This window comes from Rhizorhabdus argentea (assembly GCF_037861105.1).
Taxonomy (GTDB): domain Bacteria; phylum Pseudomonadota; class Alphaproteobacteria; order Sphingomonadales; family Sphingomonadaceae; genus Rhizorhabdus; species Rhizorhabdus argentea.
Map to the genome: position 1 here is coordinate 23,996 of NZ_JBANFK010000006.1, position 26,774 is coordinate 50,769.

General features: G+C 59.7%; 20 protein-coding genes and 2 pseudogenes. 8 read left to right on the forward strand and 14 right to left on the reverse strand.

Going from position 1 to position 26,774, the window contains the following annotated elements; genetic code table 11:
* Positions 1 to 34: 34 nt before the first annotated feature.
* From AAC645_RS07280 to AAC645_RS07310, 7 genes are all read right to left on the reverse strand, one after another.
* Positions 35 to 883 (reverse strand): helix-turn-helix transcriptional regulator, encoded by an 849-nt coding sequence (locus AAC645_RS07280; RefSeq protein WP_340314922.1) that lies wholly within the window; start codon positions 881 to 883, stop codon positions 35 to 37.
* A gap of 119 nt (positions 884 to 1,002) precedes the next feature.
* A complete protein-coding gene (locus tag AAC645_RS07285; protein WP_340314923.1) occupies positions 1,003 to 1,401 on the reverse strand; it encodes an EthD domain-containing protein in 399 nt (132 codons plus the stop codon).
* 144 nt (positions 1,402 to 1,545) lie between these two features.
* The gene (gene leuD, locus AAC645_RS07290) at positions 1,546 to 2,154 is read right to left on the reverse strand and encodes a 3-isopropylmalate dehydratase small subunit (protein ID WP_340314924.1); all 609 of its coding nucleotides are present in this window, start codon (positions 2,152 to 2,154) and stop codon (positions 1,546 to 1,548) included.
* A gap of 2 nt (positions 2,155 to 2,156) precedes the next feature.
* Positions 2,157 to 3,581, reverse strand: a complete 1,425-nt coding sequence (gene leuC, locus AAC645_RS07295) for a 3-isopropylmalate dehydratase large subunit (RefSeq protein WP_340314926.1) — start codon at positions 3,579 to 3,581, stop codon at positions 2,157 to 2,159.
* A complete protein-coding gene (locus tag AAC645_RS07300; RefSeq protein WP_340314927.1) occupies positions 3,578 to 4,498 on the reverse strand; it encodes a hydroxymethylglutaryl-CoA lyase in 921 nt (306 codons plus the stop codon). Before AAC645_RS07300 ends, leuC begins: the two co-directional genes overlap by 4 nt.
* On the reverse strand, positions 4,495 to 5,721 hold the full coding sequence (locus tag AAC645_RS07305) for a CaiB/BaiF CoA transferase family protein (RefSeq protein WP_340314928.1): 1,227 nt from the start codon (positions 5,719 to 5,721) through the stop codon (positions 4,495 to 4,497). Before AAC645_RS07305 ends, AAC645_RS07300 begins: the two co-directional genes overlap by 4 nt.
* Positions 5,722 to 5,812: 91 nt before the next feature.
* The gene (locus AAC645_RS07310; RefSeq protein ID WP_340314929.1) at positions 5,813 to 6,751 is read right to left on the reverse strand and encodes a LysR family transcriptional regulator; all 939 of its coding nucleotides are present in this window, start codon (positions 6,749 to 6,751) and stop codon (positions 5,813 to 5,815) included.
* A 372-nt stretch (positions 6,752 to 7,123) separates the two neighbouring features.
* On the opposite strand from AAC645_RS07310, the gene AAC645_RS07315 reads away from it, so the two are divergent.
* On the forward strand, positions 7,124 to 8,344 hold the full coding sequence (locus AAC645_RS07315) for a cytochrome P450 (protein ID WP_340314930.1): 1,221 nt from the start codon (positions 7,124 to 7,126) through the stop codon (positions 8,342 to 8,344).
* 360 nt (positions 8,345 to 8,704) lie between these two features.
* Here the strand turns inward: AAC645_RS07315 and AAC645_RS07320 are convergent, their stop codons facing one another.
* Both AAC645_RS07320 and AAC645_RS07325 read right to left on the reverse strand, forming a co-directional pair.
* Positions 8,705 to 9,202: a nuclear transport factor 2 family protein gene (locus AAC645_RS07320; RefSeq protein ID WP_340314931.1), complete on the reverse strand. Its 498-nt coding sequence runs from the start codon at positions 9,200 to 9,202 to the stop codon at positions 8,705 to 8,707.
* Between the two features lie 295 nt (positions 9,203 to 9,497).
* Positions 9,498 to 10,316 (reverse strand): SDR family NAD(P)-dependent oxidoreductase, encoded by an 819-nt coding sequence (locus tag AAC645_RS07325; RefSeq protein WP_340314933.1) that lies wholly within the window; start codon positions 10,314 to 10,316, stop codon positions 9,498 to 9,500.
* Between the two features lie 442 nt (positions 10,317 to 10,758).
* On the opposite strand from AAC645_RS07325, the gene AAC645_RS07330 reads away from it, so the two are divergent.
* The gene (locus AAC645_RS07330) at positions 10,759 to 11,151 is read left to right on the forward strand and encodes an EthD domain-containing protein (protein ID WP_340314935.1); all 393 of its coding nucleotides are present in this window, start codon (positions 10,759 to 10,761) and stop codon (positions 11,149 to 11,151) included.
* A 133-nt stretch (positions 11,152 to 11,284) separates the two neighbouring features.
* Here AAC645_RS07330 and AAC645_RS07335 read toward each other — a convergent pair whose 3' ends face one another.
* A complete protein-coding gene (locus AAC645_RS07335; protein WP_340314937.1) occupies positions 11,285 to 12,262 on the reverse strand; it encodes a zinc-binding dehydrogenase in 978 nt (325 codons plus the stop codon).
* Between the two features lie 640 nt (positions 12,263 to 12,902).
* On the opposite strand from AAC645_RS07335, the gene AAC645_RS07340 reads away from it, so the two are divergent.
* The gene (locus AAC645_RS07340; protein ID WP_340314938.1) at positions 12,903 to 14,051 is read left to right on the forward strand and encodes a homogentisate 1,2-dioxygenase; all 1,149 of its coding nucleotides are present in this window, start codon (positions 12,903 to 12,905) and stop codon (positions 14,049 to 14,051) included.
* A 251-nt stretch (positions 14,052 to 14,302) separates the two neighbouring features.
* On the opposite strand, the pseudogene AAC645_RS20415 reads toward AAC645_RS07340, so the two are convergent.
* The 4 genes and pseudogenes from AAC645_RS20415 to AAC645_RS07355 form a co-directional block, all read right to left on the reverse strand.
* Positions 14,303 to 14,449 (reverse strand): annotated as a pseudogene (locus tag AAC645_RS20415) (Arm DNA-binding domain-containing protein); the annotation flags it as partial.
* A gap of 614 nt (positions 14,450 to 15,063) precedes the next feature.
* Positions 15,064 to 15,312 (reverse strand): annotated as a pseudogene (locus AAC645_RS07345) (TetR/AcrR family transcriptional regulator C-terminal domain-containing protein); the annotation flags it as partial.
* Between the two features lie 1,018 nt (positions 15,313 to 16,330).
* A complete protein-coding gene (locus tag AAC645_RS07350; RefSeq protein WP_340314939.1) occupies positions 16,331 to 17,734 on the reverse strand; it encodes an aldehyde dehydrogenase family protein in 1,404 nt (467 codons plus the stop codon).
* A gap of 180 nt (positions 17,735 to 17,914) precedes the next feature.
* The gene (locus AAC645_RS07355; protein WP_340314940.1) at positions 17,915 to 18,673 is read right to left on the reverse strand and encodes an SDR family NAD(P)-dependent oxidoreductase; all 759 of its coding nucleotides are present in this window, start codon (positions 18,671 to 18,673) and stop codon (positions 17,915 to 17,917) included.
* A gap of 541 nt (positions 18,674 to 19,214) precedes the next feature.
* Here AAC645_RS07355 and AAC645_RS07360 point away from each other — a divergent pair.
* From AAC645_RS07360 to AAC645_RS07380, 5 genes are all read left to right on the forward strand, one after another.
* Complete coding sequence (locus tag AAC645_RS07360; protein WP_340314941.1) at positions 19,215 to 20,198, forward strand: cupin domain-containing protein; 984 nt, start codon at positions 19,215 to 19,217, stop codon at positions 20,196 to 20,198.
* A 156-nt stretch (positions 20,199 to 20,354) separates the two neighbouring features.
* Positions 20,355 to 22,817 carry a TonB-dependent receptor gene (locus AAC645_RS07365; RefSeq protein WP_340314943.1) on the forward strand — a complete coding sequence of 821 codons (2,463 nt, stop codon included), beginning with the start codon at positions 20,355 to 20,357 and terminating at the stop codon, positions 22,815 to 22,817.
* 401 nt (positions 22,818 to 23,218) lie between these two features.
* Positions 23,219 to 24,706 carry an NAD-dependent succinate-semialdehyde dehydrogenase gene (locus AAC645_RS07370; protein WP_340314944.1) on the forward strand — a complete coding sequence of 496 codons (1,488 nt, stop codon included), beginning with the start codon at positions 23,219 to 23,221 and terminating at the stop codon, positions 24,704 to 24,706.
* 360 nt (positions 24,707 to 25,066) lie between these two features.
* Positions 25,067 to 25,513 carry a nuclear transport factor 2 family protein gene (locus AAC645_RS07375; RefSeq protein ID WP_340314945.1) on the forward strand — a complete coding sequence of 149 codons (447 nt, stop codon included), beginning with the start codon at positions 25,067 to 25,069 and terminating at the stop codon, positions 25,511 to 25,513.
* Between the two features lie 294 nt (positions 25,514 to 25,807).
* On the forward strand, positions 25,808 to 26,482 hold the full coding sequence (locus AAC645_RS07380; RefSeq protein ID WP_340314947.1) for a pyridoxamine 5'-phosphate oxidase family protein: 675 nt from the start codon (positions 25,808 to 25,810) through the stop codon (positions 26,480 to 26,482).
* Positions 26,483 to 26,774: the final 292 nt, after the last annotated feature.

Consider the following 26,774-nt stretch of genomic DNA (forward strand, 5'->3'; position numbering starts at 1 on the left):
ACGGCTGGAGTCAGGTTGAAAAGGCCGAACTTTCCTATTGGCAAGAATACTCCAAACATCCATGGAGTGCATCGGACATGCGCTCCTCCCAATGCGCCAAATACCAAATGAGCAGTTCGCGCTGACTTCCGATGTGGAGGCGCTCATAGATGCGCTTTCGGTAAGTCATGACGCTGCCCTCACCAATTTCGAGCTCGAGCGCTATACCAGCCGTCGTCATGCCATAAATGAGCCGCGCGCAGACCTGAAACTCCCTTCTGGGAAAGCTGGGTGAAGATCCAGCAAGACAGGCTTCTACATTCCGGAGATTGGTCACCGCCGCCGACAATCGGGGCAACTTCCAGGATATAGCCGAATGCTTTCGTAGCAATGCTATCACGGTAGCGACGCAGTCACCGATCCGGTCGATGCTTGCAGCGGAGAAGGATCCCTCTTCTCCTGGGCAAAGGGTCACGATTATGGCGTCGTCCGGCTTCCCGGCGCATAGGAACACTCGCTCCTGGATCGCCGGATTGGTCCAGAAGCTATCCAGCAACTGATCATCGGCGACATCAGCCAGCCCGATCCGCATTAGACCGTACTCGTTGGCTGACAATATTTTCCGCGTCTCATCGATCCGCGGATCACTCTGCCAGTACCCGCTGGCCAGAAACATGTCCTGGTGCCGAGAAGCTGTTGCCCGATCGATGCTTGCGGCCCCTCTGCCGGACAAGGTCGCGCGCTGAAACTCGTAAACCGAGCAGTGAGCGGCGCCGCTCAGATCATGCAGATAATCGACGAGATAGTTCGTAAAATCCCGCGTCCCAACCGCAGCAATCAGCTCAGGCAGGCCCCCGTGAGGAGTAGCGCCGGCAATTGCGAAGGGAGCCAACTGGACGCCCATTTATCCTCTCCTCGGTGCTCGTTATAATTCTATGAGCCAGGGAATACCGGGTTCAAACTTAGTCACGTTTTCGTCGTCGAGCAAGACACAGCTCCTCGATCATTATAGGAAGGCGGCCCTCATTCGAAGGTTCCGAAGCTGAACTCGGTCGATAGGGGCAACTGCCCGGCGATCTGGACATATTGCACGTCCACCATAGACACACGGGTCGCGGCTGGATCCAGAAACTTCAGTTCGTCGGGATGCATGACGTCCTTGAAGATGGTCTGGCGGTGCATCTCCTCCCGCGCCTCGGCAGATTCGAACCATGCCTCGGAAAACCCGTCGAACTCCAGGGATTGAGCCCCCGGAATCGGTGGATTTCGCGGCCTCAGATGATGCTGAACATATCGCTTTATATAGCGCGACGCCTGCGGTGTATCACGAAGCAAAGGTCCATGAACATTACGCCAGTGGTCGGAAAACTGCTCCCATGTCAGATCTGGACGGCGTTTGTAGAACCCCAAAAGGATTATCATTCGAACCTCATGTTGATCGACTCGCCCTATCGTATTTTTCGACCTTCAAATTTACACTTCGGCGCGCGCTATCGATGTCTCCTGCGAAGGGGACTTGCCTTTGAAGCGATCGCCCTGTCGCGCGAGCAGGCCCCTGCGGCGCTGTTACAGGGCTGCCGGCCCGACACGCCTGAGCCATGGCTGATCCTGGAAATATTGAGCCTCAAAGGCGTCGATCGCTGACCTTTGGTCCAATGAACGGCTGATCTCATCGATACCACCGATCATGTCGGCCTTACGCCCGGCATCAACATCGAAGGTCATGACGCCCGCAGCGCTTTGTATTGTCTGATCGACCAGATTGATCGACATTCGAGCGGTCTCCGGATCGGACGCGATGGCCATCAATCGATCAACCGTAGTCTCGCTAAGCATGATCGGCAGAATACCGTTTTTGAAGCAGTTATTGTAAAAAATATCGGCGAAGCGAGGCGCGATGATGCATCGGATTCCGAAGTCGAGCAGCGCCCATGGCGCATGCTCACGGCTGGACCCGCAACCGAAGTTATCGAGGGTGATCAGGATACCCGCATTCCGCCAGGGCAATTGGTTTAGGACGAACCCTGGATCCTGGCGAAGCGACCAGAATAGCTTGTCGCCCAAACCCTCGCGGCTGATTGTCTTAAGAAAACGTCCGGCCAGGATCTTGTCGGTATCTACATTAGCAAGCGGCAAGGGCGCCGCCACCGCATCAAGGTTGATAAACGGCTTCATCGCTACACCTTGCGACAATCGACAATGGCTCCCGCAACCGCGGCAGCGGCGGCCATTGCGGGGGACATAAGGTGAGTGCGACCTCCGGGGCCCTGGCGGTTTTCGAAATTGCGGTTGGATGTCGATGCGCAGCGTTGTCCAGGTTGCAACCGGTCGGGATTCATGCCCAGGCACATCGAGCATCCGGCGTCTCGCCATTCGAAGCCGGCTTGCAGGAATAGCCGGTCTAGCCCTTCAGCTTCGGCCGCAGCCTTGACCTTGCCGGATCCCGGAACAATGAGCGCGCGGACACTCGGTGCCACCTTCCTGCCGTGGAGCATCGCTGCGGCTGCTCGGAGATCTTCGATACGGCCGTTGGTACAACTACCGATAAACACCACGTCTATCGCCGTTCCCGTCAATGGAGCGCCGGGCTCAAGACCCATATAGTCGATCATCGCTTGCGCCTGGCGCCGCTGAGCGGCGTCGGTCATCAGGAGTGGATTGGGGATCGTGCCGTCGACCGCTATCACCGCCTCGGGGCTGGTACCCCATGTGACCATCGGTGACACGTCGCGTGCGTTGATAACGAAAGTACGATCATACTCGGCGCCCTCGTCGGACCGAAGGCTCTCCCAATGAGCCCTGGCGCGGTCGAGCTCGGCTCCCGTCGGACCATAAGGGGTACCGGCGAGCCACGCGTAGGTTTTCTCGTCTGGCGCAATCATGCCTGCGCGTGCGCCTGCTTCGATGGACATATTGCACAGGGTCATCCGACCGGCCATGTCGAGCGCGGTTACCGCCTCTCCGGCATACTCGATCACATGCCCCGTCGCACCTCCCGTGCCGATCTTGCCGATGATGTAAAGGATAAGATCCTTTGCCGTCACGCCGTGGCCCAGTTGGTTGTCGATGCGGACGAGCATCGATTTCGCGCTCTGCTGAAGCAGCGTCTGCGTTGCCAGCACATGTTCGGCCTCCGACGTGCCGATACCGAAGGCCAGCGCGCCGAATGCTCCATGGGTGGAGGTGTGACTGTCGCCACAGACGATGGTGGTCCCCGGCAGGGTCAACCCCAACTCCGGCCCGATGATATGCACGATCCCCTGTTGGGCGCTGCGAAGCGGCACGTAGGGGATGCCGAACTCGGCCACGTTGCGTTCCAGGGTCTCGACCTGAAGGCGGCTGTCGGGTTCGCTAATCGCGGAAACCCCTCCCGATCGGTTGTCGGTGGGCACGTTATGGTCAGCGACAGCGATCGTGCCCTCGGGCCGACGTACCCTGCGGTCCGCTAATCTCAACCCTTCGAAGGCCTGTGGGCTGGTAACTTCGTTTACCAGATGCCTATCAATGTACAGCAGGACCGCCCCATCGCCCATTTCTGCGACCACATGCGCATCCCACACCTTCTGGAACAGCAAGCGGGGCTTGCGAGCGTCCTGGATCATGCGGGCACCTTGCAGCTACGTGACATCATGGCGTCACGCACTCGACCGCCTTTCTGGCCGCCAGACAGTTCAGTCACCTCGCGGGCCGTTTCCACCAACATGTGCAAGTCAATGGCGGTTTCGACGCCCATTCGCTCAAACATCCAGACCAGATCCTCTGTCGCGACGTTGCCGGTGGCACCCGGAGCGAAAGGACAGCCGCCAAGGCCAGCCACTGAGGCATCGAACACTCGGATGCCGACATCCCAAGCGGCAAGGACATTGGCCGTTCCCAGGCCATAAGTATCGTGAGCATGGAACGCCCATGCGCTCACCTCCGGAAACCGGTAGCGCGCCGCATCAAACAGCGTCCGGACATGTGCTGGATCGGCTCGACCAGTCGTGTCGCAGAGCGCTATCTCGACTTCTCCCGTCACCGCGACGAGATGGTCCAGCAAGGCAAGCACCGCATCAGGATCAATGCGTCCACGATGGGGACAATCGAAGGCTGTCGCGACATTTAGCCGCATCGATGCACCGGCGGGTAACAAGGCGATAATGTCCGCATATTCGGCGACCGATTCCATGGGCGTCCGGCGAACATTGCCCATATTGTGTTGCTCGCTGACCGAGAGCACTGCGCTCAAGCGCGTCGCGCCCGCCGCCAGCGCGCGTTCCGCGTGACGAGCGGTCGGTACGAGCACTTGTGGGTCAAGACCGAGCAGGCCATTGGAAAACGCGACAATTTCCGCGGCGTCTGCGAACTGAGGCACGGCGCGAGCACTGACAAATGAGGTGGTTTCCATCCTCCGCAGCCCAGCAGCGTGCAGCTTCTCGATGAGCTCAAGCTTATGCGGGGTCGGGATGAACGGGTCGACTGACTGGAAGCCATCCCGAGGGCCCACTTCGACGATGGTGACCGCCTTACTGCCGCTCACAACACCGCTTCCTGCATTAGAACGTCGATCTGTTGCGCATCAAGCCCGAGCAGGTCGGTCAACACCTCGCGCGTATGCTCACCCACCTCGGGGCCGGTCCAACGGATCTGCCCCGGGGACTCGGGGATGTGAGGCACCATCCCCGCCTGAAGGACAGTGCCGAAATGCCGATCGGGAACATCGCGCACCATGCCCCGCGCACGATATTGTGCGTCGGACGCGCAATCCGCGGCTGTGTAGGCTTTGGAGTTGGGTATGTCACTTGCATCCAGCCTGGCAATCAGTTGCTCGGCCGTATGTTTCTTCGTCCATTCGCCTATCAGCAGGTCGAGCGACACGACGTTCGCAACGCGCTCGGGGTTGCTCGCATAGCCTGGTGTGCCGATCAACTCCGGATGATCGATCAGCGTCATCAGCTTCGCGAAGAGCGGCTCAGAATTTGCTGCGATAAGCACCCATTCGCCATCGGCTGTCGGATAGGCATTGCTAGGCGCCGCGGTGGCGATGCCGCCGCCAGTCGGCTGCTTGATCCTGCCGAGACTGCCATATTCGGGAAGCATTCCCTCCATCATGCTTAGCACGCTCTCTGTCAGCGCGACGTCGATCGTCCGCGCCTGCCCGTCGCCCCGCGATCTATCGCGTTGCCACACCGCCGCCATCACCCCAAAGGCCGCATAGAGCCCGGCAATAGAATCTCCGATGCTCACGCCAACCCGCACGGGTGGCAATTCACATGTCCCGGGAACGTGATTGGTGAGGTAGCGCAAGCCGCCGACTGCCTCGCCGATCACGCCAAAGGCGGCCCGGTCTGCACCTGGGCCGTCTTGGCCATATCCGGAGATGTGAGCGACTATAAGATCGGGTTTCGATTTCCGTAGTTCGTCAGGCCCCAATCCCATCCTCTTGAGCTGGCCAGGTCGAAAATTTTCGACGACGACATCGCATTCCCGCGCGAGCTGCAAAACCAGCTCGCGACCTTTTGGGGATTTCAGGTCGATCGAGACGCTCCGCTTGTTACGTCCGTGCATTGACCACCACAGCGATCGGCCATCGACCATCTCTCCCCATGTTCGAACGGGATCTCCGGATCGAGGCTCGACCTTGATCACGTCGGCTCCAAGGTCAGCGAGAAGCCGCGTGCAGAATGGCGCGGCAACAAAATGGCCGATTTCCAGGACGCGAAGGCCAGACAGAACCGGCGCAAGATTATTTTGCAAGGACATCCGATCTCCTAGTGATCGAGGGTTTCTTCCTATTGTGGATCCGATGCGGTCGGTCCATGCCGTTTCCGGCAATGCTGTGTTGCGACTTTCTTTATCGACCCCGAAGCAGATGGCCCAAGAATTTGCTGGCAGCCGACGTCATCTGAGATCGGTCGCGGACACATATGACGAGTTGGCGCGCGGCCCAAGGCTCGTCCAGTCTGCTCACCACGATGCCAGCCGCGCTGCCCACCCGTGCAACGGCCGCAGCTGGAAGAATGCTTATGCCCATCCCTGCGGCAACCATTTCGCGCACGCCCTCGAAAGTACTGACTCGCGCGGCTTCGTTTAGCGGTCGCCCCAACGCGGCCGCTTGCCCACGGAACAGCGTCTGCAAAGAGCTGCCCGCCTGCAGGCCCACAAAGGCATAATCGAGAACCTGACAAAAGCGGATGGCGCGCTCGGACGCAAGGGCATGCCCACTCGGAACCACAACCGTTAACTCGTCAACCATCCAAGGATAGCTGTCCAGTGACCCGGCATCTACCGTGCCTGACACGAAACCAATGTCACATCCGCCAACCTGCAAGGCATGCATCACGTCCGAGCTGTTAGCCTCATCGACGATGACTTCGATGCCAGGATGTAGCTCCGCGAAGGCGGCGATCTCTTCAGGCAGCTTTCCAATGATAGCCGTAAGGTGGGCGCGCACGCGTAGAACGCCTTTGTTGCCCGCTTTTGTTTCACCGAAATCCTCCACCATCTGGTCGATGAGGTCGAACAGGCTGCGGAGACGATGCAGGTTCGCCGCCGCTGCATCGGTGGGGCTAACACCGCGATCATGGCGATGGAGCAACTTGACGCCTATCCGGCCCTCGAGATCCGAAATGCGACGGCTGACCGCCGACAGCGAGATATCGTCGCGAGCCGCCACCTTGGCGAGATTGCCTTCTTCGATGGCTGACAAGAGCAGTCGCAGGGACACGAGATCGTAATTTCGGAGGAATCCCGCCGTTAGACCGGATTTCCGCCCACGTAACGGCGCGCTCATCTCATATCCATCTTCCGCCTTCCAGAGGGGGCTGAGTCGATCTTAGCTACGCTACGTTTCGCCTTTGAGCATCGTTCGTCTATCTCCTCCGGACGGTACGTAGCCGACTATCCTGTTGGCCAACGAACCCGGGCTTCGCGTTGGAGCGCAGCGTGTAAGCATCCACTTTCTACGATCGATGATCGCAAAGTGCTCACCGTTGGCGACAGTCTCACGACGCCCGGGGGCTACTCTCCGACGTTGGACGAGCACCATCTGAGAATCTTTCCAGGCCCGTCCTGTGACACCCTCTGATTGTCTCCCGCGCGCTGGACAACCTCCGGTGATTATTCATGATAATGCTAGGAGTACAGCGTGAGCAGGAGAGATTTGATGCCGGGAGACGTTACCGACCCTCTGGACGATGAGATCAGGTACTTCAAGCATTGGAACGACGAAGGCCTCAGGACACGCGGTTTCGACCGTTGGAACGAAATCAGGAGCAAGGTGGGCGACGTTTTCACGACCGAGGCAAGGACGCCCGGTTCACAGAACGATAAAAAATGGTGGTATGTCCTTTCCTACGGAGAGACCAGAAACGCGCTAATGTCGCCGGAGCTGTTTTCGAGCAGCAGTCCCCATGCTTCACCTACCGCGCAGAGGTTGATCCCGGTCGGCATCGATCCGCCAGAGCATACGAAATTTCGCAAGTTGCTGATACCTCCCTTTGCAGGCAGAGAGATGAAGGCGCGCGAGAGCGAAATACGTGCTCATTGCCGCAGCCTGATTGAAGAGTTTGCCGGGCGAGGCGAATGCGACTTCGTTAGGGAATTCGCTGTCAAGTATCCCACTGCGATATTCCTGAAAATGCTTGGATTGCCGCTCGACAAGCTGTCTCACTATGTGTCGCTGGTCCATACACTGACGTCGATCTCACCCGACGATGACATGGATGGCAAGATAACAGAAACAAAGTACGCCGAGTTGAATGGTATCTTCGAGGCCCTTCTGGAGGAACGGCGTCGGAAACCGACCGACGATTTGATGAGCTACCTGATCGCCGCGAGAATCGATGGCGAACCGATTAGCCAAGTAGATCTTCTGGCAACGTGCATGCTTCTGCTAAGGGGCGGGGTCGACACGGTGGCAGCGCAGCTGGGGCATACTTTCCTTCATCTTGCCCAGGACGAGGATCTTCAACAACGCATCAAAGAGGAAACTCCCGATGGCTTGACCCGTATCAACGATGAGTTTCTACGATATTATGTCGCGGGCAATCTGATCCGAACTGCAACCCGAGACACCGAAGTGGGCGGATGCCCAATCCGGCAAGGGGACAGAGTGATCATGCCTCGGGCTGCATGTCACAGGGATGCAGCGGAGTTTAACGATCCTGACACTTTCGATCCCGATCGCCGGAGTAACAATCACATTGCTTTTGGAACAGGCATCCACGCATGTCTCGGAGCCCACTTGGCTCGGCTCGAGCTACGCATAGCGCTGGAAGAGTGGCACAAAATCATACCACGCTACCGGATCAAGAGAGGGACATCTCCGACGCGCCGTACGACGGACTTGATGCTGCTAGTCGACGATCTTCAACTGGAATGGTGAATGCGCGCTTTCACGGGCAGCTAGGTCCTCATGACGTAGCTGCCCAAGCTGCCTAACTTCCTCCACTTGGGATATGACGCCGCATTGGGCGCTCGCGTTCAGCACTCCCGAACGGATAACTTGCTGACGCGCTGGCCTCGGTGAGCATGAGGGCCGCGATTGTTCTCGACCCCGTGAGCGCCTGGCGGTCTTGCGGTCGAGGCCTCAAGCTTGTTTTGTCAGACATGAAGCCCAGGATGACGAAGCCCCTCTTTATCTGCGGAGCCGTATCGCAGGAAGTGCCACCACACTTCGAAGCTCATCGAGATGAAGTGCCCAATGTCAACCGTTACGGGCTTGGGGTGTCCGTCGTCGACTGCTTCAGCGAGCATAGGAGGGATCGGTACGGTCGCGTCGACTGAGCGGGAGATCGGTTTGGGACCGAGGCTCGCTGACGAGCTGGTCGACGCGTTCTGAGTCAATTGTCATCCGCCGGTCCTTGATGCGCCAATCCCCGTTCCTACGCTCAAGACGGTCGAGGTAACGCATGTTCACGAAGGTATCGAATGCAACGCCATCCGCACGGCGCCGACGATTTATTGATTGCGTGTAGTGCTCAGCCCAAGCAGTATCACCGGTGATTTCCACGAGCTGGTTTCCTACAAAATGCGTAGTGCTCTCAAGGCCGGCCAATATGGGCTGGATCCACGCGATGAACTCCGTCGCGGTACCTGAAAACCCGTCATGGTGATCCAGTCCGTCCGGATGATAGCAGGACTGGACCAATTCCCAGTCCATCCTATCAATTCCCCGACAATATCTGAGATGTACATCTTTGATTTTCTCACGCTCGACCATTTCTGTAATACTGTCGTTCATAATGCACCTTCTCGATCGAATGCCTCTATGCAAGGATAGGCTCTTCTCTTCGACTTACTCAAACCGGTCACGAAAGCTTCACACGCAAAACAAAGTGCGGCATAATGAGTTTTTGAACTGTACCTCTGCCTCACTCCGCCTCCTTATCCTTTTGCAGCAATCCTCTGCGCCTAGCTCGCTCTGTACCCGGCGAGAGCAGATCCATCCGGCGGCATGAGCTGTGCTAATCCTTGGATGAGGCGGCTCGCGGCGGATGATTTCGATGGGAGGTTACGTTGCGCGTCTCTCGACAGGGTCAGGCGGTCCAGCCGCCGTCCACATTTATGGCTTGGCCAACTACGAAGCTCGCCTGATCACTGAGTAGGTAGCAGACAGTATCGGCCATTTCCTGGATTGTCCCTAGCCGCCCGAGCAAGCCGAATGAAGCGCGCTGGCGCAACTGGTCCTCGGCGTCTTGTGGGGACAGGCCTTCTAGCGATTTGTCGGTCATCGGCGTATGCACCGCTCCCGGGCATATCGCGTTGATCCGTATGCCCTGCGCTGCATAGTCCACTGCTGCTGCGCGGGTCATTCCCAGCACGGCGTGTTTTGACGCGGTATATGCCGCCAAGCCCCGCATACCGCGCAGCGCACTGATCGAGGCCATATTCACAATGGCGCCGCCGCCCCCAGCAAGCATCGGCGGAATTTGGGCTCGCATGCACAGCCATGTTCCACGGACGTTCACGCGCATCACAGCGTCCCAGGAGTCGATGTCGATATCCGCCGCGGGAGCCATGGCGTGAGCGATACCCGCGTTATTGAAAGCGCAATCGAGCCGTCCGAAGGCGCGCAATGCTTCAGAAACCATCGCGTCAACCGAGGATTCGTTTCCCACGTCGGCGGCGATCGCGATGACGGATCCGCCGTCATCTACGATCATCTGCGCAGCTGCCTCAACCGCCGGTTTGTCGCGATCGACTAGTGCGACGGCAGCGCCCGCCTGCACAAGCGCTTGCGCGGTGCCAAGACCGATTCCAGAGGCCGCCCCCGTCACCAGCGCCACCTTGCCTTCGAACGAGGGGCGATCACGGCTTTTTCTGTGGTGTGCGAACGGGTCCGCGGCAGAGGGCATGGGCATTCTCCGTTAGGCAGCGCAGCTTCGGTCCAGCCGATCTAGCCTAGCCAGGTTAGAATGCGAAGTATCAGGCAGGCGGGACAGGTGGACCTGGTCCGGCCGCCGCCAGGAACCGATCAGCAGGCCCGGGCTGCTTGATCTGGGCCAACGACGCCTATGCCCTCGTACGATGTCCTCTATTGTTGACTGTCTATCGGGACAGTTCCCGAATGCATGCAAGTTCCTTGCGATCCCGCTCTCCGTCCCGCACTAGATGGCGCTCATCGGTGGCGCCCAGGGCTAGCGCGTAGGATGTGCAGTTCTCCATGATCCATGCACCTTGCCTCTCGCACCGCCGCCACCCAGTATGGGGGATCGGCCCGTCCCAGCGAGGGGAGACAGACAGGGATAGCGTCCTGGGGCACGGTCGAGGAGGATGCCGCCGGCTCAGGAGATCACGATGTTCAAGGTCATCACGTTCGTCAAGCGCAAGCCTGGACTGACAATGGAAGAGTTTGTCGATCAGTACGAGCGGCTGCATGCCGCCCCGGCGGCGGAACGCGTCCGCGGCAAGGCGGAGCGTTATTTTCGGCGCTATCTCACCCCCTACGAGCATGCACTGTTCGCGGGAAACCAGCCCCCCGACTATGATGCGATCATGGAGATGTGGTTCAAGGATAGAGCGCAGTGGGAAGCGGCGATGAAGATGATGGAGCAGCCCGACTACGTAAAAACCGTCGTCGAGGAAGGTGAGATCATGTTCGACCGCTCCAAGATTTATCAGTGCATTGTGGAAGAACGGGAATCCGACATTGCCCCCCTGCCGACGCAGCGGACCGAGAGTGCCATATGACTGATCTTGGTGGGCGGCAGGTCCGCCGCGCAAGCCCAGCGGGTTGAAATAGGCAGTCGTCGGTGCAGCCCAATCGACCAGGACTGCACCAAGACGAGAAGAGCCTTCGCCACCCCGCTTCGCCGCTGAACGCTCACGGACGCAGCAGGATCTTTCCAAAATGTCGGTCTGCGGCCATCCAACTCTGCGCCTCAACCGCATCGGCCAATCGGAAGCTTCGGTCGATCGGCAACGCCAGCCGGCCTTGCTCCACCAGCGGCCATATGTCAGCCTGAACCGCAGCCACGATTACAGAAATCTCCGCGATCGACCGAGTCCGGAAAGTGGCCCCGATCAGGCTGATCCTGTCGCGCGAATGCAGGTCAAGATCGATCTCCGCGTTGAGTCCCCCGAGCCGCCCGACATTCACTACCCTGCCGAGCACAGCGGCTGCCATCATGGTCTCGCGCAGCTGCGGGCCGGTGATCATATCGATGATTACGTTCGCTCCCTTGCCACCGGTCGCACTGCGGATCGCGTCGGTCCAGCCATTCGCCGGATCGAGCACCAGGTCGGCGCCCATGGCGGCGAGCCGGTCGCGTTTTTCTGCGTTGCGCGCCGTCGCCGTAATGTGCCCGGCGCCGAGCAGGCGGGCGATCTGGATCGCCGCCTGTCCGACTGCCGAGCTTCCACCATGAACAAGCACGGCATCCCCCTCAGACATGGAGCCCAAAGCTCGCAAGGCGTTGTCGGCGGTCATAAGGGCAAGCGGCAGCACCGCGGCTTGCTCGAGGTCCATCGCTCCGCTCAAGCGAATGGCTCGAGTGGCGGGCGTCACAGCGAACTCGGCATAGCCGCCAGTGCCCGAGCAGGCGACGCGATCACCGACCGCGAAACCGGTCGTGCCGGCACCGAGCGCTACGATTTCACCTGACCATTCCATGCCGATTGGCTTGCCGTGGCTCCCCGCGGTTGCCACTCCAGCGCCCTTGGCCGCGTTGAGATCGGCGCGGTTCAAGCCCGCGGCGTAAACCTTGACGAGGATTTGACCTGAATCAGGCTGCGGGACCGGGACTTGTTGTAGGGTCAGGCCGTCTGGACTTGCAACGCCGGCGAGCATCATCTGGCTCATGACTGTTCTCCCATGATCGAGTTGTAGTTCAATATTGGATCGTAAAGCGGACGGAGGCCGTCGAGTTGGACCCTATCCCGTGGTGCCCGGCTGTCCTGCCAGGCAAGCAGAACGCCTCCGCGAGCGAGTGTGGATCCGGCAACGACGTCAGAAACGAGGATCACCTTGCCGCCTGCGCTTCCGATTGCCGGAAGGTTGTGGTGAAAACGGGTAGATCGGTCATGGCACGCAGTCCTCAGCCGTTGATCGCTACACCTGGCTGTAGGGGCCCTCGCGCGACTGCGCTGTCCCCGCTCCGTGAGACCCGGCCGGCAGCGTCTCCTGCGCTTTCAGGCGATCCTCGGCTGAACTTCTCGCCTCATGAGCCGGGCATCCAATCAGGATCTCCCCCCCTGCGGATGACAAGTCGCTCGTAAAGCCGCCTGCGTTAGGTGAACACCCTGCCCTCCCCGAAATCAACTATAGCGAGATCCCGATCCTGTTCATGCCATAGATCAGACGCGTGCAAGCTTCGACCGGGAGCTGACCGCGGGCCGAGGTATATGCCGACGGAGACAGCGAGAAGCTGCCGGACCAATCTATTGGGACGAGGCGGCACGCGAGCCGCTTTCAATGCCCGCGTGGGCGCAGCGAGGTCGAGATGGCTTTTTACCAGCGTCAGGGAAGCATCCCCCACAAGCGGCATACTCAATTCCGCGATGCTCAAGGAAAGCTTCGCTACGAAGAGCTGTTTTCGACGCGGGGGTTCGAAGGTCCGTACGCCTTGCTGTATCATGAGAGCTTTCCGGTGGAGGTTCTTGAGGTGCTCCCGGCGGGCCAGATAGATCTTCAGGAATGGGAGCTCGACACTCAAGAAAATCGCTGCATGTACACCGGCCAGATCGAGAGCGAAGGCGACATTCTATCGAGCCGCAGGGTCATGGCCTTCAACGACGATGTCGTGATCGCGATTGCCAATCCTGATCGGGGTTGCGACGGATTTTATCGCAATGGATTGTGCGACGAGATGATCACGGTGATAGAGGGCGAGGGCGTTCTCCAGTCTATCTTCGGGATACTCCCCTATGAAACCGGCGATATAATCCTGGTGCCGCGAGGCACGACCTACGATCTGCGACCGAGCGGACAGAGCCGCCTGATCGTGATGGAGTCCCGTACCCCTATCCGACCGCCTAAGAAGTATGCCGTCGACAATGGGCAGCTTTCCGAACATTCCCCGTTCTGCGAGCGCGATTTCAAGACACCGGTGCTGCCGGCGCCCATCATTGAGCGGGGACGGTTCAAGGTCACCGGCAAAGTCGGCAACCGGCTCACTACCTATGTGATCCCCAATCATCCCTTCGACGTGGTCGGGTGGGACGGCTCACTCTATCCCATAGCGCTCAACATCCGCGATTTCGAGCCGGTTACCCGCCGGATTCACACGATGCCAGATGAGCAACAGGCGTTCGAGACGGTCGGAGCGGCGATCTGCTGCCTGGTGCCGCGGCTGGCCGATTATCACCCTGAATCGATTCCCTCGCCGCCGCTTCATTCAAATATCGATTGCGACGAGATCCTGTTCAACTTGGGCGGAACCTTGCTCGGCTGGGGTGGGGGCGGCTTGATGACGTTTCACCCGCGTGGCGTATTTCATGCAGCAAAAGTATACGAGGAGACAATCGGCATGGAGAGGTTCGACGGCCTCGCGTTGATGATCGATTGTTTCAAGCCGCTGAAGCTGACGGCCTTTTCGAAGCAATGTGCCGATCCGGAGTACAACAAGGTGTGGTTGAAAGCTGACGCGTGAGCTGGTCCGGAAGAGACCAGGACCTGGTGCGCCAGGCCTGCTGCTAGAAGCGACAGCGGGCCTGAAGGGCAGGGACTCGACGAACGGGGTGCGGTGGCGGTCGAGTATCTCCGACTGTTCGCACCCGGTCGAAGATGACCCCGTTTATCGGAGATCGTTCGAGGCTTGAGCTTCTTGCCTTCGACGCCGTCCATATAGAGCGTATGTGCCGCCGCGATCGTCATCGCCCTCCGGGCCTTCTCGGCACGCGCTTCTTCGCGCGGATCAATCCCGCGTTCGATCTTCGCGTTGAGCGCCGTTGCCCATTCGCGCGCCTCGGCGATCGAAACCGCCGGGTACGCACCATGCTTCAGCGACACGATCTTGCTCGAGCCAGGCAAGCAGCGCCGAAAGGTCAAACCTTCCGCTTGCCCGCTGTCGGCTCGATGCTCAAACCCATGACGACCGGGTCGGCCCGCTTACCGGCGGTAAGGCGGTCCAGCGCTGCTGGGGTGAAATCCTGCCTTCTCATGAGTAGCTCGACATGCGAGGCGACGAAATCAGTTCACAAATCAGTTCACAAGAGCCGTCCAAATGGGTCTACATGAGCCCAATTGTTACCGATCGGTACATACGAGTCTGCGAAACCTCGACGCCCAAGAAGCCGCGTAGAAGCGGGAGAAATGCGAGGTTTTGGCTGTGATTCGCAATGGTAGCGGAGGAGGGACTTGAACCCCCGACACGCGGATTATGATTCCGAAGCCGCTCAAACAACGCGGCCAATATCGGCAGAAATCTGCCGGTTTCTGTTAGTACCAGAGTAGCAGCTTCAGGTCAACGACACAGGATTGAGCACAAGCCCGCCGGCAGGCTCCTCCGCTCAATGGTTCCCATAGAGTTTTAGACATCCCCGCGAGAAGCCGCGGCTCCCGATAAAATGCAGTTTACAGATTGAACTGGGACGGACTAAGTCCGGAGGTGACGTCGTCGAACGTAACTATGCAGGGGACGACGCTGATTGCCCTTCAATGCTTCAATTTCCTTCCGGACCGTAGATCTGCAAGAAAGCGTCGGCCACGAGCGTTGCGACCCGTTTGATCTCCCCGGTATCGGGGCCCGAGCTCGCGCCGATCAGCCGCGGCTCCAGCAGATCGCCTTCGTTCAGGCCCTTCCAATGCATCGCCGCGTCCCACGGATCGGCCTTTCTCAAACGCCCCTCCTCCATGAGGACCGAGAACCGCTCAGCGAGCAGCTGCCATGCCGGCTTCAGCACGGTCGCGAAAAACTCAGCCCCATCGCGGAGTCACGGGGAAGGCTTGCAAGCGTCCGCATGTTGGCAATGGGGAGCGCCGCGAGCCGCCCGGCCAGATATTGGGCGCCCAGCCGAGCCAGACCTTCGCGCAGGTCCGCTTCCGCTCGGAATTCATGAAGCACGAGCAATGCCGCGCGCCACGCTTGAGAAAGTCACGAAGAACATGCTTCGAAAGCGCCTAATTGATATAGCCCCCTAACTTCAACAGCTGGAGGGTGTTGCGAATTAGTGCTGGAACCACCTCGTTATCCCGTTTCGGCGTTTGTCTGCCGACACTCATGGCCAACCTGCCCAAACGCCACGAGTAAAAGGAGGGCTTGCTACCTGAGACGCAATAATTATTCCGAGTTCAACCAAAAAATCGCGGAAACCTAGCGATTTCGCAGGTAGTTGGTGATCTTCGTACCGCCCATCAACACAGAAGCTGGCACATTCACCGCGCGGGTCACCAGAGGGCTCGTGAGTCCAGCCACGCCTGAACCTCCGCGAGCTTGAAGCGAGGTCGGCGGCAATTCCGTGTCGGCGCCGCGCTTAGCCCGAGGTCATATTCGGTGGGAAATCCCGCTGGCCGGGATTGCCTTAATCGGCAGAGCGTGCGTCGCGATATGCGAGCAATTTCTGCAAACTCATCAATCGTAATGAAAGCCGGCGTGGATTGCAGCTCCGTCGCGCGACCTACCTTATCGCCCCGTGGCGGCATGGCGGACTCCTACCCCGCGCCGGATTTAAGCTGCGCGAGTTCGACCGCCAATATCTCACGAAAGGCCGAATCTGATCAGAGCCTGTTCGGTGACGCGAGATCACTTTCTGGGGGCTCTCAGTAGCAAGGCGAGGGATCGAAATCCTGTGCTATCACTATGGTTCGCTACATAGTTTATGTCGATTTTCTGCTGATACCCTGAAATATACCTCATTGATATCGATCGAATTTAATGAGATCGGGTCTCGCCGGTCCGAAATCTGTGCCGGATCGGCGGTGAGGAATGGCCTATCGCGCTTCGTTGATGACATGAATCTGGGTGAACTCGTGGAATCCTTCTTCCGCGAATTCGGCGCCGATTCCGGACTGCTTGGCGCCCCCGAACGGAATTGTCGGACCGAAATCCAGATGCTTGTTGATCCACACGGTGCCCGCTTCCATACGGCTGGCGAGATCATAGGCGGCGGCGCGATCGTTCGACCAGATCGAACCGCCGAGCCCCATCGAGGATGCATTGGCGCGGGCAAGCGCGTCTTCCGGATCGTCGAAACGAATGATCGGAAGAACCGGCCCGAACTGCTCCTCATCGACCAGCCGCGCACCATCCTCGATATCGCGGACGATGGTTGGCCGGACGAAAAATCCGGGCCGATCGGGAACCATGCCGCCGGTCACAATGGTACCAGTGCTTCTGGCGTCGTCCAGGAAAGCCTTCACTTTCTCGTATTGCGCCTTGTTCTGAAGGGGGCCGACCTGCGCCCCCTGTTTCAGGCCATCATCGACAACAGCCTCCTCGGCGAGACGGGCGAGTTCGGCGCACAAGGCGTCATAGACATCCGAATGGGCATAGACGCGCTTGATTGCCAGGCAGACCTGGCCCGCGTTGAGAAACGCGCCTTGGAAGATGCCCGGCGCCACTTTCACGGGGTCGGCATCCGGGAGCACGATCGCGGCGTCATTGCCGCCAAGCTCAAGGGTCAGGCGCTTGATCGAGGCGGCGGCGCCGGCCATGACCTTGCGACCCGTTTCGGTTGACCCGGTGAAGCTGATTTTCGCGACGTCGGGATGGCTGGTCAGGCGCGCGCCGAGATCGTTCTGGTCCGTGACGATATTGACCACACCCGCGGGGAAGATGTCCGCCATCAATGCGCCAATGCGCAATGTCGCGAGCGGCGTGGTCGGCGCCGGTTTCACCACAAGCGTGTTGCCCGCGAGTAGCGCAAAGGGCAGCTTGAAGGCGAGGATCAGCACGGGGAAGTTCCACGGAATGATCGCACCGACAACGCCGAGCGGGCGGCGCTGCACTTCCACGCGACGATTGTCGTTGTCCTCCAGAACCCGCACCGGCAGTTCATGGGTTGCCATCTGGCGGATAAAGGCCTCGCTATAGGCGATTTCAGCCTCGGCTTCCGCGAGCGGCTTGCCCTGTTCCTGGGTCAGCAGGCGGGCTAGCGGACCGGCATCGGCATGGATCGCCTCGGCAAGTCGCAGGATCGCCTCGCGACGCTCCTCGATCGGAGTCCGCGCCCACGCGGGAAAGGCCGCCTTGGCAGCCGCGACCGCCTGGTCGAGCTGCGCTTCGGACGCGCGCGGGCATGACGCCAGCACCTCCTCCGTGGCGGGGTTGATGACGTCCATGACCCCTGCACCATCGACCAGGCGACCATTGATGAGCAGCTTGTATTCAGGCATGAAATCCTCCGGTGCGCTGGGGCCGAATTCTCGAGTAGGCCTTCTTGCATGTTAATCGCGATACCCCGAAGAGGGCCGCGCTGCGAAACTTCACGGGGATATGGTCAGGTCGCGCCTGCCTCCATATCACGCCAGAATGGCCACGATCCGAACGTGCCGACAAGGGGGCATCAGCCTGGCTCAGGTCGTCGTATACCCGCCGTCCACCGAGATTGCGGCGCCGGTCACATACGAGGCCTGGTTTGAAAGCATCCAGATAACGCTGCCCGCCATTTCCTCCGGCTGTGCCAGCCGACCCATCGGAATTCGCGACTCAAGGAAGGCCTTGGTTTCCGGTGCCGATTCGAAAAGCCCTTCGAGCATCGGGGTCAACACTGTCCCCGGCATGACGCAGTTCACCCGAATGTTGTGCTGTGCGTAGTCGAGCGCAGCGGCGCGCGTCAGCCCCAATACCGCGTGCTTGCTGCTGACGTAATCGGCGGCGCGCGGGAAGGCGACGACGCTGCTCCCCGAGGCGGTGTTTACGATCGACCCGCCACCTGCGCGGAGAAGCTCCCTGATCTCATATTTCATACACAGGAACACGCCCTTCACGTTGACGGCGTAGACCTGCTCAATTTCATTCCAGGTGAGGTCATGGAGATCTTTGCCTACGCTGAGGCGGCCGGCGTTGTTGAGCGCGCCGTCCAGCTGTCCGTACCGGGACACCGCGGCGGCAACGAGCGCCTCGACATCGTCTTCCTGCGCCACATCGCACCGCAAGAATTGCGCCGTTCCCCCGGCAGCTTCGATCTCATCGACGACGCTGGCCCCGGCTTCTTCGGTGCGGTCCCCCAGCGTCAAATTCGCGCCAAGGCTGGCGGCGAGTATCGCCGTCGCACGCCCTATGCCGCTGGCTGCGCCGGTAATAATTACGGACTTGCCGGTGAGATCGATCAACTTTGTCTTCCTTGATTGCCGAAGTCGCTAAGATCGTCACGGGACGCTACAGCTTTCATTTTCATCGCGACAATCAGAAGAGCGCCGCGCGGATCTAGCTAAAGCACGTCTGCCCCCGCGACCTAGGGCCATTTCGGGCATTTTTGACGGAGCCAGATCAGCCTGCGAAGCTTGCCCGAAGATTTCCGCTAAGCGACGTGTCGCCGCTCTGCGCTCGCCTTTCGACAGTCCCGTTGGGACGGTCACCTGGACGATCAAGCGCACATCAACGGCAATGCAGATCTCGAACGCTAATGCCATTCGCGATTGTTGCGCGCAAATCGCGATACGTCCGTTACCGCGCCTTTCCGACCTCGCTGGGAAAAACCTCGCCAGCATCCGGCCGAAGACGGCGCGGGTAGTCCAAGCAGGGCACCAGAGCGAAGCATGCCCCCGGATTCCTCGGGGTCCCATCTACTGGGAGACTAACGGGGCTAAGGTGCAACGCGCGCCGCGGCAGGCGAAATGGCACCATCGAAAACATAAATCATGGTTCTAGGACATGGCCCGCTTTTACATCAATATTGCAACATGGGCTGGCGCCTCTCGTGGCCGCACAGCACTTAAAATCAGTGAAGGCGCAATTCCCAGTGAAGGCGCAATCCAAGAAGGCGAGAATATGGCCACCGGTTCATTGCACGACGTTCAGTCCGGACCGCGTTATACGGTACACCGCGGTGTCCAGAATCCGCCGGCCGATCAATGGGCGCCGTTGGAGTGGATCGAACCGGGTCTTGGCAAGCAGGTCCACGGCGAAGTGACGATCAGCCGGCCGGAAGGTACGTCGGGATCGCTGCAGGCCGGGTTCTGGCGGACCGGGCCGACCGCTCCGGGCGCGAACGCGGACGGATCTCACACGTTTGTGAGTTCTTCGCCGCTCGGCGATGAACTTGCCTGCGTGATCGACGGCAGCGCGACGCTTGCGGTGATTTCCACCGGCGAGAGCTTTCGCGTCGGCCCCGGCTCGGTCATCAACGCGCCCAAGGGCCTCGAAGTTAGATGGGACATCGAGGCGCCGGCCTTCAAGATGTACTGGTGCATCTGGAACGGCACCGAGGCCACGGCAAATCCACCGCAAGATCTCAAGGTCACCAATATCAGCGACAATCCAGACGACTGGGAGGTTTTTCCCTTCGTCGAACCCCAGGAAGGCGCGCTGATCGCAGGTGATTACTACGCCATCAGGGCCCAAGGTTCGACCGGCTCGTTCATGTCCGCCGTATGGCGTTCGGGCAGGGGAATTGCCGGCAGTTTTGTCGATGAAAACGGCACGCTCACAACGCCCTATACCTGCACGAACGGCGATGAAACCATCCTTCTCCTCGAGGGCGAGGTAGACGTGATCGAAACCGAAAGCGGCAGGAAACACTCCTTCAGGGCGGGCGACGTGATCGGCCTTTCGGCCGGCCAGCACATCACATGGACATCCAAGGGGCCGTTCTGCAAGAAATTGTCGGTCGTCTCCCGCGATAGGCTCCCGGAATAATTACTGGCTGCTGCTGACGGCGGCCCTGCGCGAACCCGCAGGCCGCCGTCAGCCCGCAACGACCCTGGGGGAGCGACAAGCACAATGAGCCAACAAGGCTCTTATCCAATCCAGAGTCCACCACTCATATTGATAATTCATGACAGGGGGAATACAATGAATATCATCTCACGGTCCGGCCTGCTTGCTTCTGCGGCCGTCGTCTTCACGGCCAGCGCCGCACCAGCCTGGGCTCAAGCCGCCGACGCATCGTCCGCCGAGGCAAGCGCGGAATCGACCGGCGAAATCATCGTCACGGCCAACAAGCGCAATGAAAGCATCAACAAGGTCGGTGCCAGCATCGCGGCGTTCGACACCTCGCTGCTCGAGCGGCGCAACATCGGCAAGGCCGAAGATCTGGTCAAATACGTTCCGGGCATGGCGCTGGCGCCGTCCACCCACAGCACCCCGGTCTATACCCTGCGCGGTATCGGCTACAATGCCGACGCGTTGGGCGTCTATCCGGCGGTCAGCATCTCGATGGATCAGGCGCCGCTGACCTTCCCGGTCCTCGCCGGCCACTCGCTGTATGACCTTGAGCGTGTTGAAGTCCTGAAGGGCCCGCAGGGTACGCTGTTCGGCCAGAACTCGACCGGTGGGGCGATCAACTACGTCGCCGCCAAGCCGACCAAGGATCTCCAGGCCGGTTTCAACCTCGACTATGGCCGCTTCAACGAAATACACGGCAGCGGCTACATCAGCGGGCCGATCAGCGACACCGTGCAGATGCGCTTGGCGTTCGATGCCAAGCATCGCGACGCCTGGCAGTATAATTTCCTTAATCCCTCGCAGAAGAATGGGACAGAGAATTACTTTGCCGGCCGCCTTATTACTGCCTGGCAGCCCAGCGACCGGCTGAAATTCGAGCTGAATATCAACGGATCGGTCGATCGCTCGCAGCCGCAGGCGCTGCAGCTGATTGCCTCTCTGCCGTCGACTACCGCGACGCCGACCTTTGCGGAGCTGAATTCGGTCCTCGCGCCGCGAAACCTCCGTGCCGCGAGCTGGTCGACGATTGCCCGCACCCCCGGTCCGCTGACCGGCGGGCTGCCTTTCCCGCTCAATCCCGCCCCGGGCTACACGCCGGGCTTCCAGTCCATTACGAAGCCCGCCGTGCCGGCGGGCGACCGCAACCTGTTCCAGGCCACCCTGCGCGCTGACCTGGAGTTGAGCGACAGCATCGCCATCACCTCGATCACAGGCTTCAGCCGGCTCACCCAGAACATGTCCTTCGACCTGGACGGCTCTCCCTATCAATTTGTCGACAATCCCCGCGACGAGGGCACGATCAGCGACTTTTCGCAAGAAGTGCGGATCTCCAACGCCGCGGCTCCCGGCCAGCAGTTCCGCTGGACCGTTGGAGGCAATTACAACCACAGCAAGGTGGTTGAATCCCAGGACATTCCCTTCGGTGACAACGGGGTGTCCAATGCGGCTGTCGCCTGGGCTCATATCTCGACCATCGACAGCCGGGGCAAGATGGACAATGTCGCCGCCTTCGCCAACGGCGAATTCGATTTGACCGATCAGCTCACCCTGAAAGGGGGCATCCGCTACACTCACTCGGTCAACCACGAGCGGTTGTGCAACAGCGACAACACGCCCGATCAGCGCGCTTCGGTCGCGTTCGGTCTCGGCATAAACAATCCCGGTGCCTGCTTCTCGCTCTTCCCGGATTTCTCGAACGGCAAGCCTTACCTTGACCGCCTTTCCGAGAATAACGTCTCGTGGAAGGTGGGTATTGACTTCAAGCCGACGAGCGACCTGCTGGTCTACGCCAACGTCTCGCGGGGTTTCAAGGCTGGCAGCTTCCCGGTGCTCACCGCCACCACGACCGACACTTTCAAGCCTGCCAAACAGGAACAGGTCACCTCGTACGAAGGCGGCTTCAAGGCCAGGTTCCTGGGCAACGCGGTACAATGGACTGGCGCGATCTTCTATCAAGACTACCGGGACAAGCAGATCCAGGGCACGTTCCAGGACGTGAACTTCGGCCTGCTCCAGCGCCTCGACAACGTGCCGAAGTCGCATATCTTCGGCGTTGAAACCGACCTTGTCGTCCGGCCTGTGTCAGGCCTGACCCTGACGGGCTCGGCCAGCTACCTCAAGACCAAGGTGGATGAATACACAGCCACCACGGTGTTCGGGAACATCGGCGGTCCGAACCGCAATCAGCCGTTCAATTTCGCCGGCAACCGTCTGCCCTTCGCCCCGAGCTGGAGCTTGACCGGCGACGTCGATTACCGCGTCCCGACGGGCAATGGTGGATCAGTCTTCGTCGGCGGTTCGGTGAACTATCGGTCTGATGTCGATGCCTATATTGGCGGCAGCGTCCTGCGCATTCCCGGCGCGCCCGCCCGGTCGCTCAAGCCCTATCCGTTCCGGATCGATGGCTACACCCTGGTCGATGCCCGTATCGGCTATGAGTTCCCCGGTGACCAGCTGACCATTTCGGCCTGGGGCAAGAACGTGTTCAACACGTTCAACGTCCAGAACGTCATCTCGTACAACGACATCATCACCCAGGCCACGGGCATGCCGAGCACTTACGGTGTGTCGCTGAAGGTCCGCTTCAAGTAACCCTGCCTCAGCGTCGGCGCGGACGGGCGAAAGCCTGCCGCGTCGGCGTCTTTTCCGCCCGTAAGTCTTACCTGAGCCAGCCCTAGCTGGAATCCGCCCATCGTCCCGCCCCGCTGAGAGCATAGGCTTCGAACCATCGGGCAGGCAGGCCCGGGCGCAGGCGGACAAGGTCCGCGGCCCTCTTTGTTGTAGCCTATGAAAATGCCGGGCGGCTGACGGGAGTATTGGGCTGGAACGCGTTTAAGCCACTTTAGCTGTGGCGAACTCTTCCCAGCGAGTCGTTTTGAACGTCGGCTGTAGCGACCGCGTTCCGGGACCTCATGCAAGCTGGCACATTGCAAATGCTTCGTGAACCCACATGGCGCGGCGCTTCGAGTTGATTCTATTGGACCGGTACGCCTATGACGTCACAAGCAAAGACCACAAGCCGCCCGCTCGATTTGGCCGACGGCTCACTCCTGCGCGGCGCCTGCTATATCGACGGCGCCTGGACGCTGGCTGACAGTGGTGCCACTTTAGCGGTGACGAACCCCGCAACCGGCGAACTGTTGGCGACCGTACCCGACATGGGGGCGGCCGGAGCCAACCGCGCGATTGCCGCCGCCGACGCAGCTTGGCCAGCTTGGCGCGCGCTGACGGCAAAGGAGCGGGCCGCGCTGCTCCGCAAATGGTTCGATTTGATCGTTGCCAACCAAGAAGACCTGGCAACGATCATGACGGCCGAGCAAGGCAAGCCGCTGGCGGAGAGTCGCGGCGAAATCGTGTATGCGGCATCTTACGTCGAGTGGTTCGCCGAGGAAGGAAAGCGCATCTACGGTGATACCATTCCAAGCTTCGCCTCCGACCGGCGTATCGTCGTCCTGAAGCAGCCGATTGGAGTCTGCGCGGCGATCACGCCGTGGAACTTCCCTGCGGCAATGATCACCCGGAAGGCCGGGCCGGCGCTGGCCGCGGGTTGTGCGATGGTGGTGAAGCCGTCCGAAGAGACGCCGCTTTCGGCCTTGGCGCTTGCGGTGCTGGCCGAGCGAGCGGGCATTCCGGGCGGCGTCTTCTCGGTCTTAACCGGGTCCGCGACCGAAATCGGCGGGGTAATGACCTCGAGCCCCATCGTGCGCAAGGTGACCTTCACCGGATCAACCGAAGTCGGCAAGAAGATCATCGCTCAGGCTGCGTCGACCGTGAAGCGGACGTCGATGGAACTGGGCGGCAACGCCCCCTTCATCGTGTTCGACGACGCGGACCTGGACGCGGCCGTAAAAGGGGCGCTCGCCTCCAAATACCGCAATGCCGGGCAGACCTGCGTTTGCGCCAATCGCTTGTTTGCGCATGACCGGATCTATGACGCTTTCGTCGCGAAATTGACCGAAGCAGTCAACGCCCTGAAGATTGGGAGTGGTTTTGACCCCGACGTGACCATCGGGCCGCTGATCAATGAGGATGCGGTCGAGAAGGTCAATCGCCACGTCAAGGACGCCGTGAGCAAAGGCGCGCGCGTTCTGACCGGCGGAGAACGCCATGAATTGGGACGGACGTTCTACCGCCCGACGGTTCTCGCCGATGCAACGCCGGACATGCTGATCTTCAGGGAAGAGACATTCGGCCCGGTCGCGCCGGTGTTTCGCTTCAGCTCCGAGACTGAAGTCGTCAAACTCGCAAATGCCACCGAATTCGGTTTGGCCGCCTATTTCTATGGCCGCGATATCGGACGGATTTTCCGGGTAGCCGAGGCGCTGGAATACGGCATCATCGGCATCAACGAAGGGCTCATATCAAGCGAAGTCGCCCCCTTCGGAGGGATGAAGGAAAGCGGCAACGGGCGTGAGGGATCGAAGTACGGAATCGAGGACTATCTCGAGATCAAATATCTCTGCCTGGGTGGGATAGGGTAGTGGCCAGAAGGATCAAAATGACAGAAGGCCGGCCGGCCTGTAAGCGCCGGCTCCCTCCTGAACCTAGCCATGCCAGTCCGTGCGTCCGTGATCGTCATGGCGCCATGATCCTCATCGGCTCGATCGTTGTCGAGGACGGCTGAAGAGCGCCGTTGCGACGCATTCACTTTCGCCGCGCCTCGTGCGTCTGATCCAAGCATACGAAGCCATTGTGTTTGGCTCCGTCGAATTGCATCCAATTGGACCTATTGGATCGGGGTGCCAGCGAATACGAACTTTGGTGCAGCCCACTTTTTGGCTCGCTTCACTTGCCGTGCCGCCTTGCCGCTTAGGTAAGCCAAGCCGCGACGAGGTATATGTGTGTCCGACGCCAAAAGTGGCCGTCGGTTGCTAAGAAGGGCGATGGCTATGAACGGACAGATGAATTGGCTCGGTGTCGAGGCCGAGAAGTTCCGCGGCGTTCTCTCAGCTTTGCGATCATATATGGATGGCTTCTACAATTCCGACGCCGACCTGCTATCGAAGGTGTTTCACGCGTCCGCGCACTTGTACTCGCTGGAAAAGGATGGCCCGCGGTCTCTCGCGATCGCCGCATATCTCGATATGGTGCGGACCCGCAAACCAATCGAGATATCCAATCGATTGGAGGAGGTAAGGTCGCTTTCCTTCATCGATCGCGATCTGGCCATCGCTCGGGTTATGATCGAGAACGCTACGTCATATTTCGAAGATACACTTATCTTCGCTAGGGATGCGGCAACCTGGAAGATCCTATCGAAGACCTATGCCACACGGCTCAAAAATTAGCCGCCACGCTGGCGCTGACGGTCTTCAACCTGAGAACCACGAAGGACAAATCACCAGACTCGGTTGGTCATGGGACGACTGCGGCTGCTAGCTCACACCCAAAGCAGATCGCTGCACGACCGAGGCGGCCGATGAGTTATCGGAGCGGTGTTGATCGACCCGGAGTGGAGTGCACCGTTTTTGACGAAGTGGTTCTTACGCGGAACTGCATGACGGGCATACTCCAGCGACAAACGTTCACGCCGTTACGCAGGTCCTGCCAACGCTAGATAAACTCCACGGAAGAAGGTTTCTATGCAAGACACTACAACCCCTCCCAAGACGGAACGTGTGCGGGCGCGTCGGATGCATCAGCGCGGGAAGTACGACAAGCAGTCGCTTTTTGACGTAATCGATGCCGGCTTCCTGTGCCACGTCGGCTATGTGATCGACGATGCTCCATTCGTTACGCCCACGCTATATTGGCGCGAGGGGGATTACATCTATTGGCATGGTTCCGCGGCCAGTCGGATGCTGGAATCTGTGGAAGGCCATCCGGTCTGCATCACGATTTCACACTTTGACGGGTTCGTGATGGCCCGCTCGGCCTTCAATCACTCGGTAAATTACCGTTCGGCGATGTTGTTTGGCGAGGCCGAACTGGTGGCTGATCCCGGTGAGAAGACCGAGAGCTTGAAGCATTTACTCGAAGGCCTGTTCCCCGGACGTTGGGATATGATGCGCCCGATGACCGCGCAAGAGTTGAAGGCGACTTCCGTTCTGCGCATGAAGATTGACGAAGCGTCGGCCAAGTCGCGATCAGGACCTCCTGGCGATCCGGAAGATGCCGCTGTTCCGGTTTGGGCCGGCGTACTGCCTATCTCTTTAGTGGGCGGAGTTCCACAACGCGACGTACTCGTTCCGGAAGATGCGACGGTGCCTGAGCACGTTACGGCATTTGACGTCAGCCGCCCCTATAAGGGCGGCTGACTGATCGGACGCTTCCCGCGAAGCCGGGATCAATTTGCTAACGACCGCGCGGCCCAATTCTGGCAGGCCGCGCGGTCGGCAAAGTCCTAGAAGGACTTGTCCGTTGGGTAGGGCGTCACCCATAGAGTGCCGTTGAAATCGTCCGACCCCGTTGCTGAACCTCATCGGATGGCCATATCCCTTTCGATCAGCCTGCGGCCGATGCCCTCTCTCAAAGTGTCTCGCGCGGAGATCTGAGAAATGCTCGATAGTCTCGAAGCCGTTATTGCACAGGTCGAACCCATCTGGCTAG

Excerpts from the sequence above, each read along its gene's own strand:
- AAC645_RS07280 (WP_340314922.1), bottom strand. The coding sequence starts at position 883 with ATGGGCGTCCAGTTGGCTCCCTTCGCAATTGCCGGCGCTACTCCTCAC.
- AAC645_RS07285 (WP_340314923.1), bottom strand. The coding sequence starts at position 1,401 with ATGATAATCCTTTTGGGGTTCTACAAACGCCGTCCAGATCTGACATGG.
- leuD (WP_340314924.1), bottom strand. The coding sequence starts at position 2,154 with ATGAAGCCGTTTATCAACCTTGATGCGGTGGCGGCGCCCTTGCCGCTT.
- leuC (WP_340314926.1), bottom strand. The coding sequence starts at position 3,581 with ATGATCCAGGACGCTCGCAAGCCCCGCTTGCTGTTCCAGAAGGTGTGG.
- AAC645_RS07305 (WP_340314928.1), bottom strand. The coding sequence starts at position 5,721 with ATGTCCTTGCAAAATAATCTTGCGCCGGTTCTGTCTGGCCTTCGCGTC.
- AAC645_RS07310 (WP_340314929.1), bottom strand. The coding sequence starts at position 6,751 with ATGAGCGCGCCGTTACGTGGGCGGAAATCCGGTCTAACGGCGGGATTC.
- AAC645_RS07315 (WP_340314930.1), top strand. The coding sequence starts at position 7,124 with ATGCCGGGAGACGTTACCGACCCTCTGGACGATGAGATCAGGTACTTC.
- AAC645_RS07320 (WP_340314931.1), bottom strand. The coding sequence starts at position 9,202 with ATGAACGACAGTATTACAGAAATGGTCGAGCGTGAGAAAATCAAAGAT.
- AAC645_RS07325 (WP_340314933.1), bottom strand. The coding sequence starts at position 10,316 with ATGCCCTCTGCCGCGGACCCGTTCGCACACCACAGAAAAAGCCGTGAT.
- AAC645_RS07330 (WP_340314935.1), top strand. The coding sequence starts at position 10,759 with ATGTTCAAGGTCATCACGTTCGTCAAGCGCAAGCCTGGACTGACAATG.
- AAC645_RS07335 (WP_340314937.1), bottom strand. The coding sequence starts at position 12,262 with ATGAGCCAGATGATGCTCGCCGGCGTTGCAAGTCCAGACGGCCTGACC.
- AAC645_RS07340 (WP_340314938.1), top strand. The coding sequence starts at position 12,903 with ATGGCTTTTTACCAGCGTCAGGGAAGCATCCCCCACAAGCGGCATACT.
- AAC645_RS07350 (WP_340314939.1), bottom strand. The coding sequence starts at position 17,734 with ATGCCTGAATACAAGCTGCTCATCAATGGTCGCCTGGTCGATGGTGCA.
- AAC645_RS07360 (WP_340314941.1), top strand. The coding sequence starts at position 19,215 with ATGGCCCGCTTTTACATCAATATTGCAACATGGGCTGGCGCCTCTCGT.
- AAC645_RS07365 (WP_340314943.1), top strand. The coding sequence starts at position 20,355 with ATGAATATCATCTCACGGTCCGGCCTGCTTGCTTCTGCGGCCGTCGTC.
- AAC645_RS07370 (WP_340314944.1), top strand. The coding sequence starts at position 23,219 with ATGACGTCACAAGCAAAGACCACAAGCCGCCCGCTCGATTTGGCCGAC.
- AAC645_RS07380 (WP_340314947.1), top strand. The coding sequence starts at position 25,808 with ATGCAAGACACTACAACCCCTCCCAAGACGGAACGTGTGCGGGCGCGT.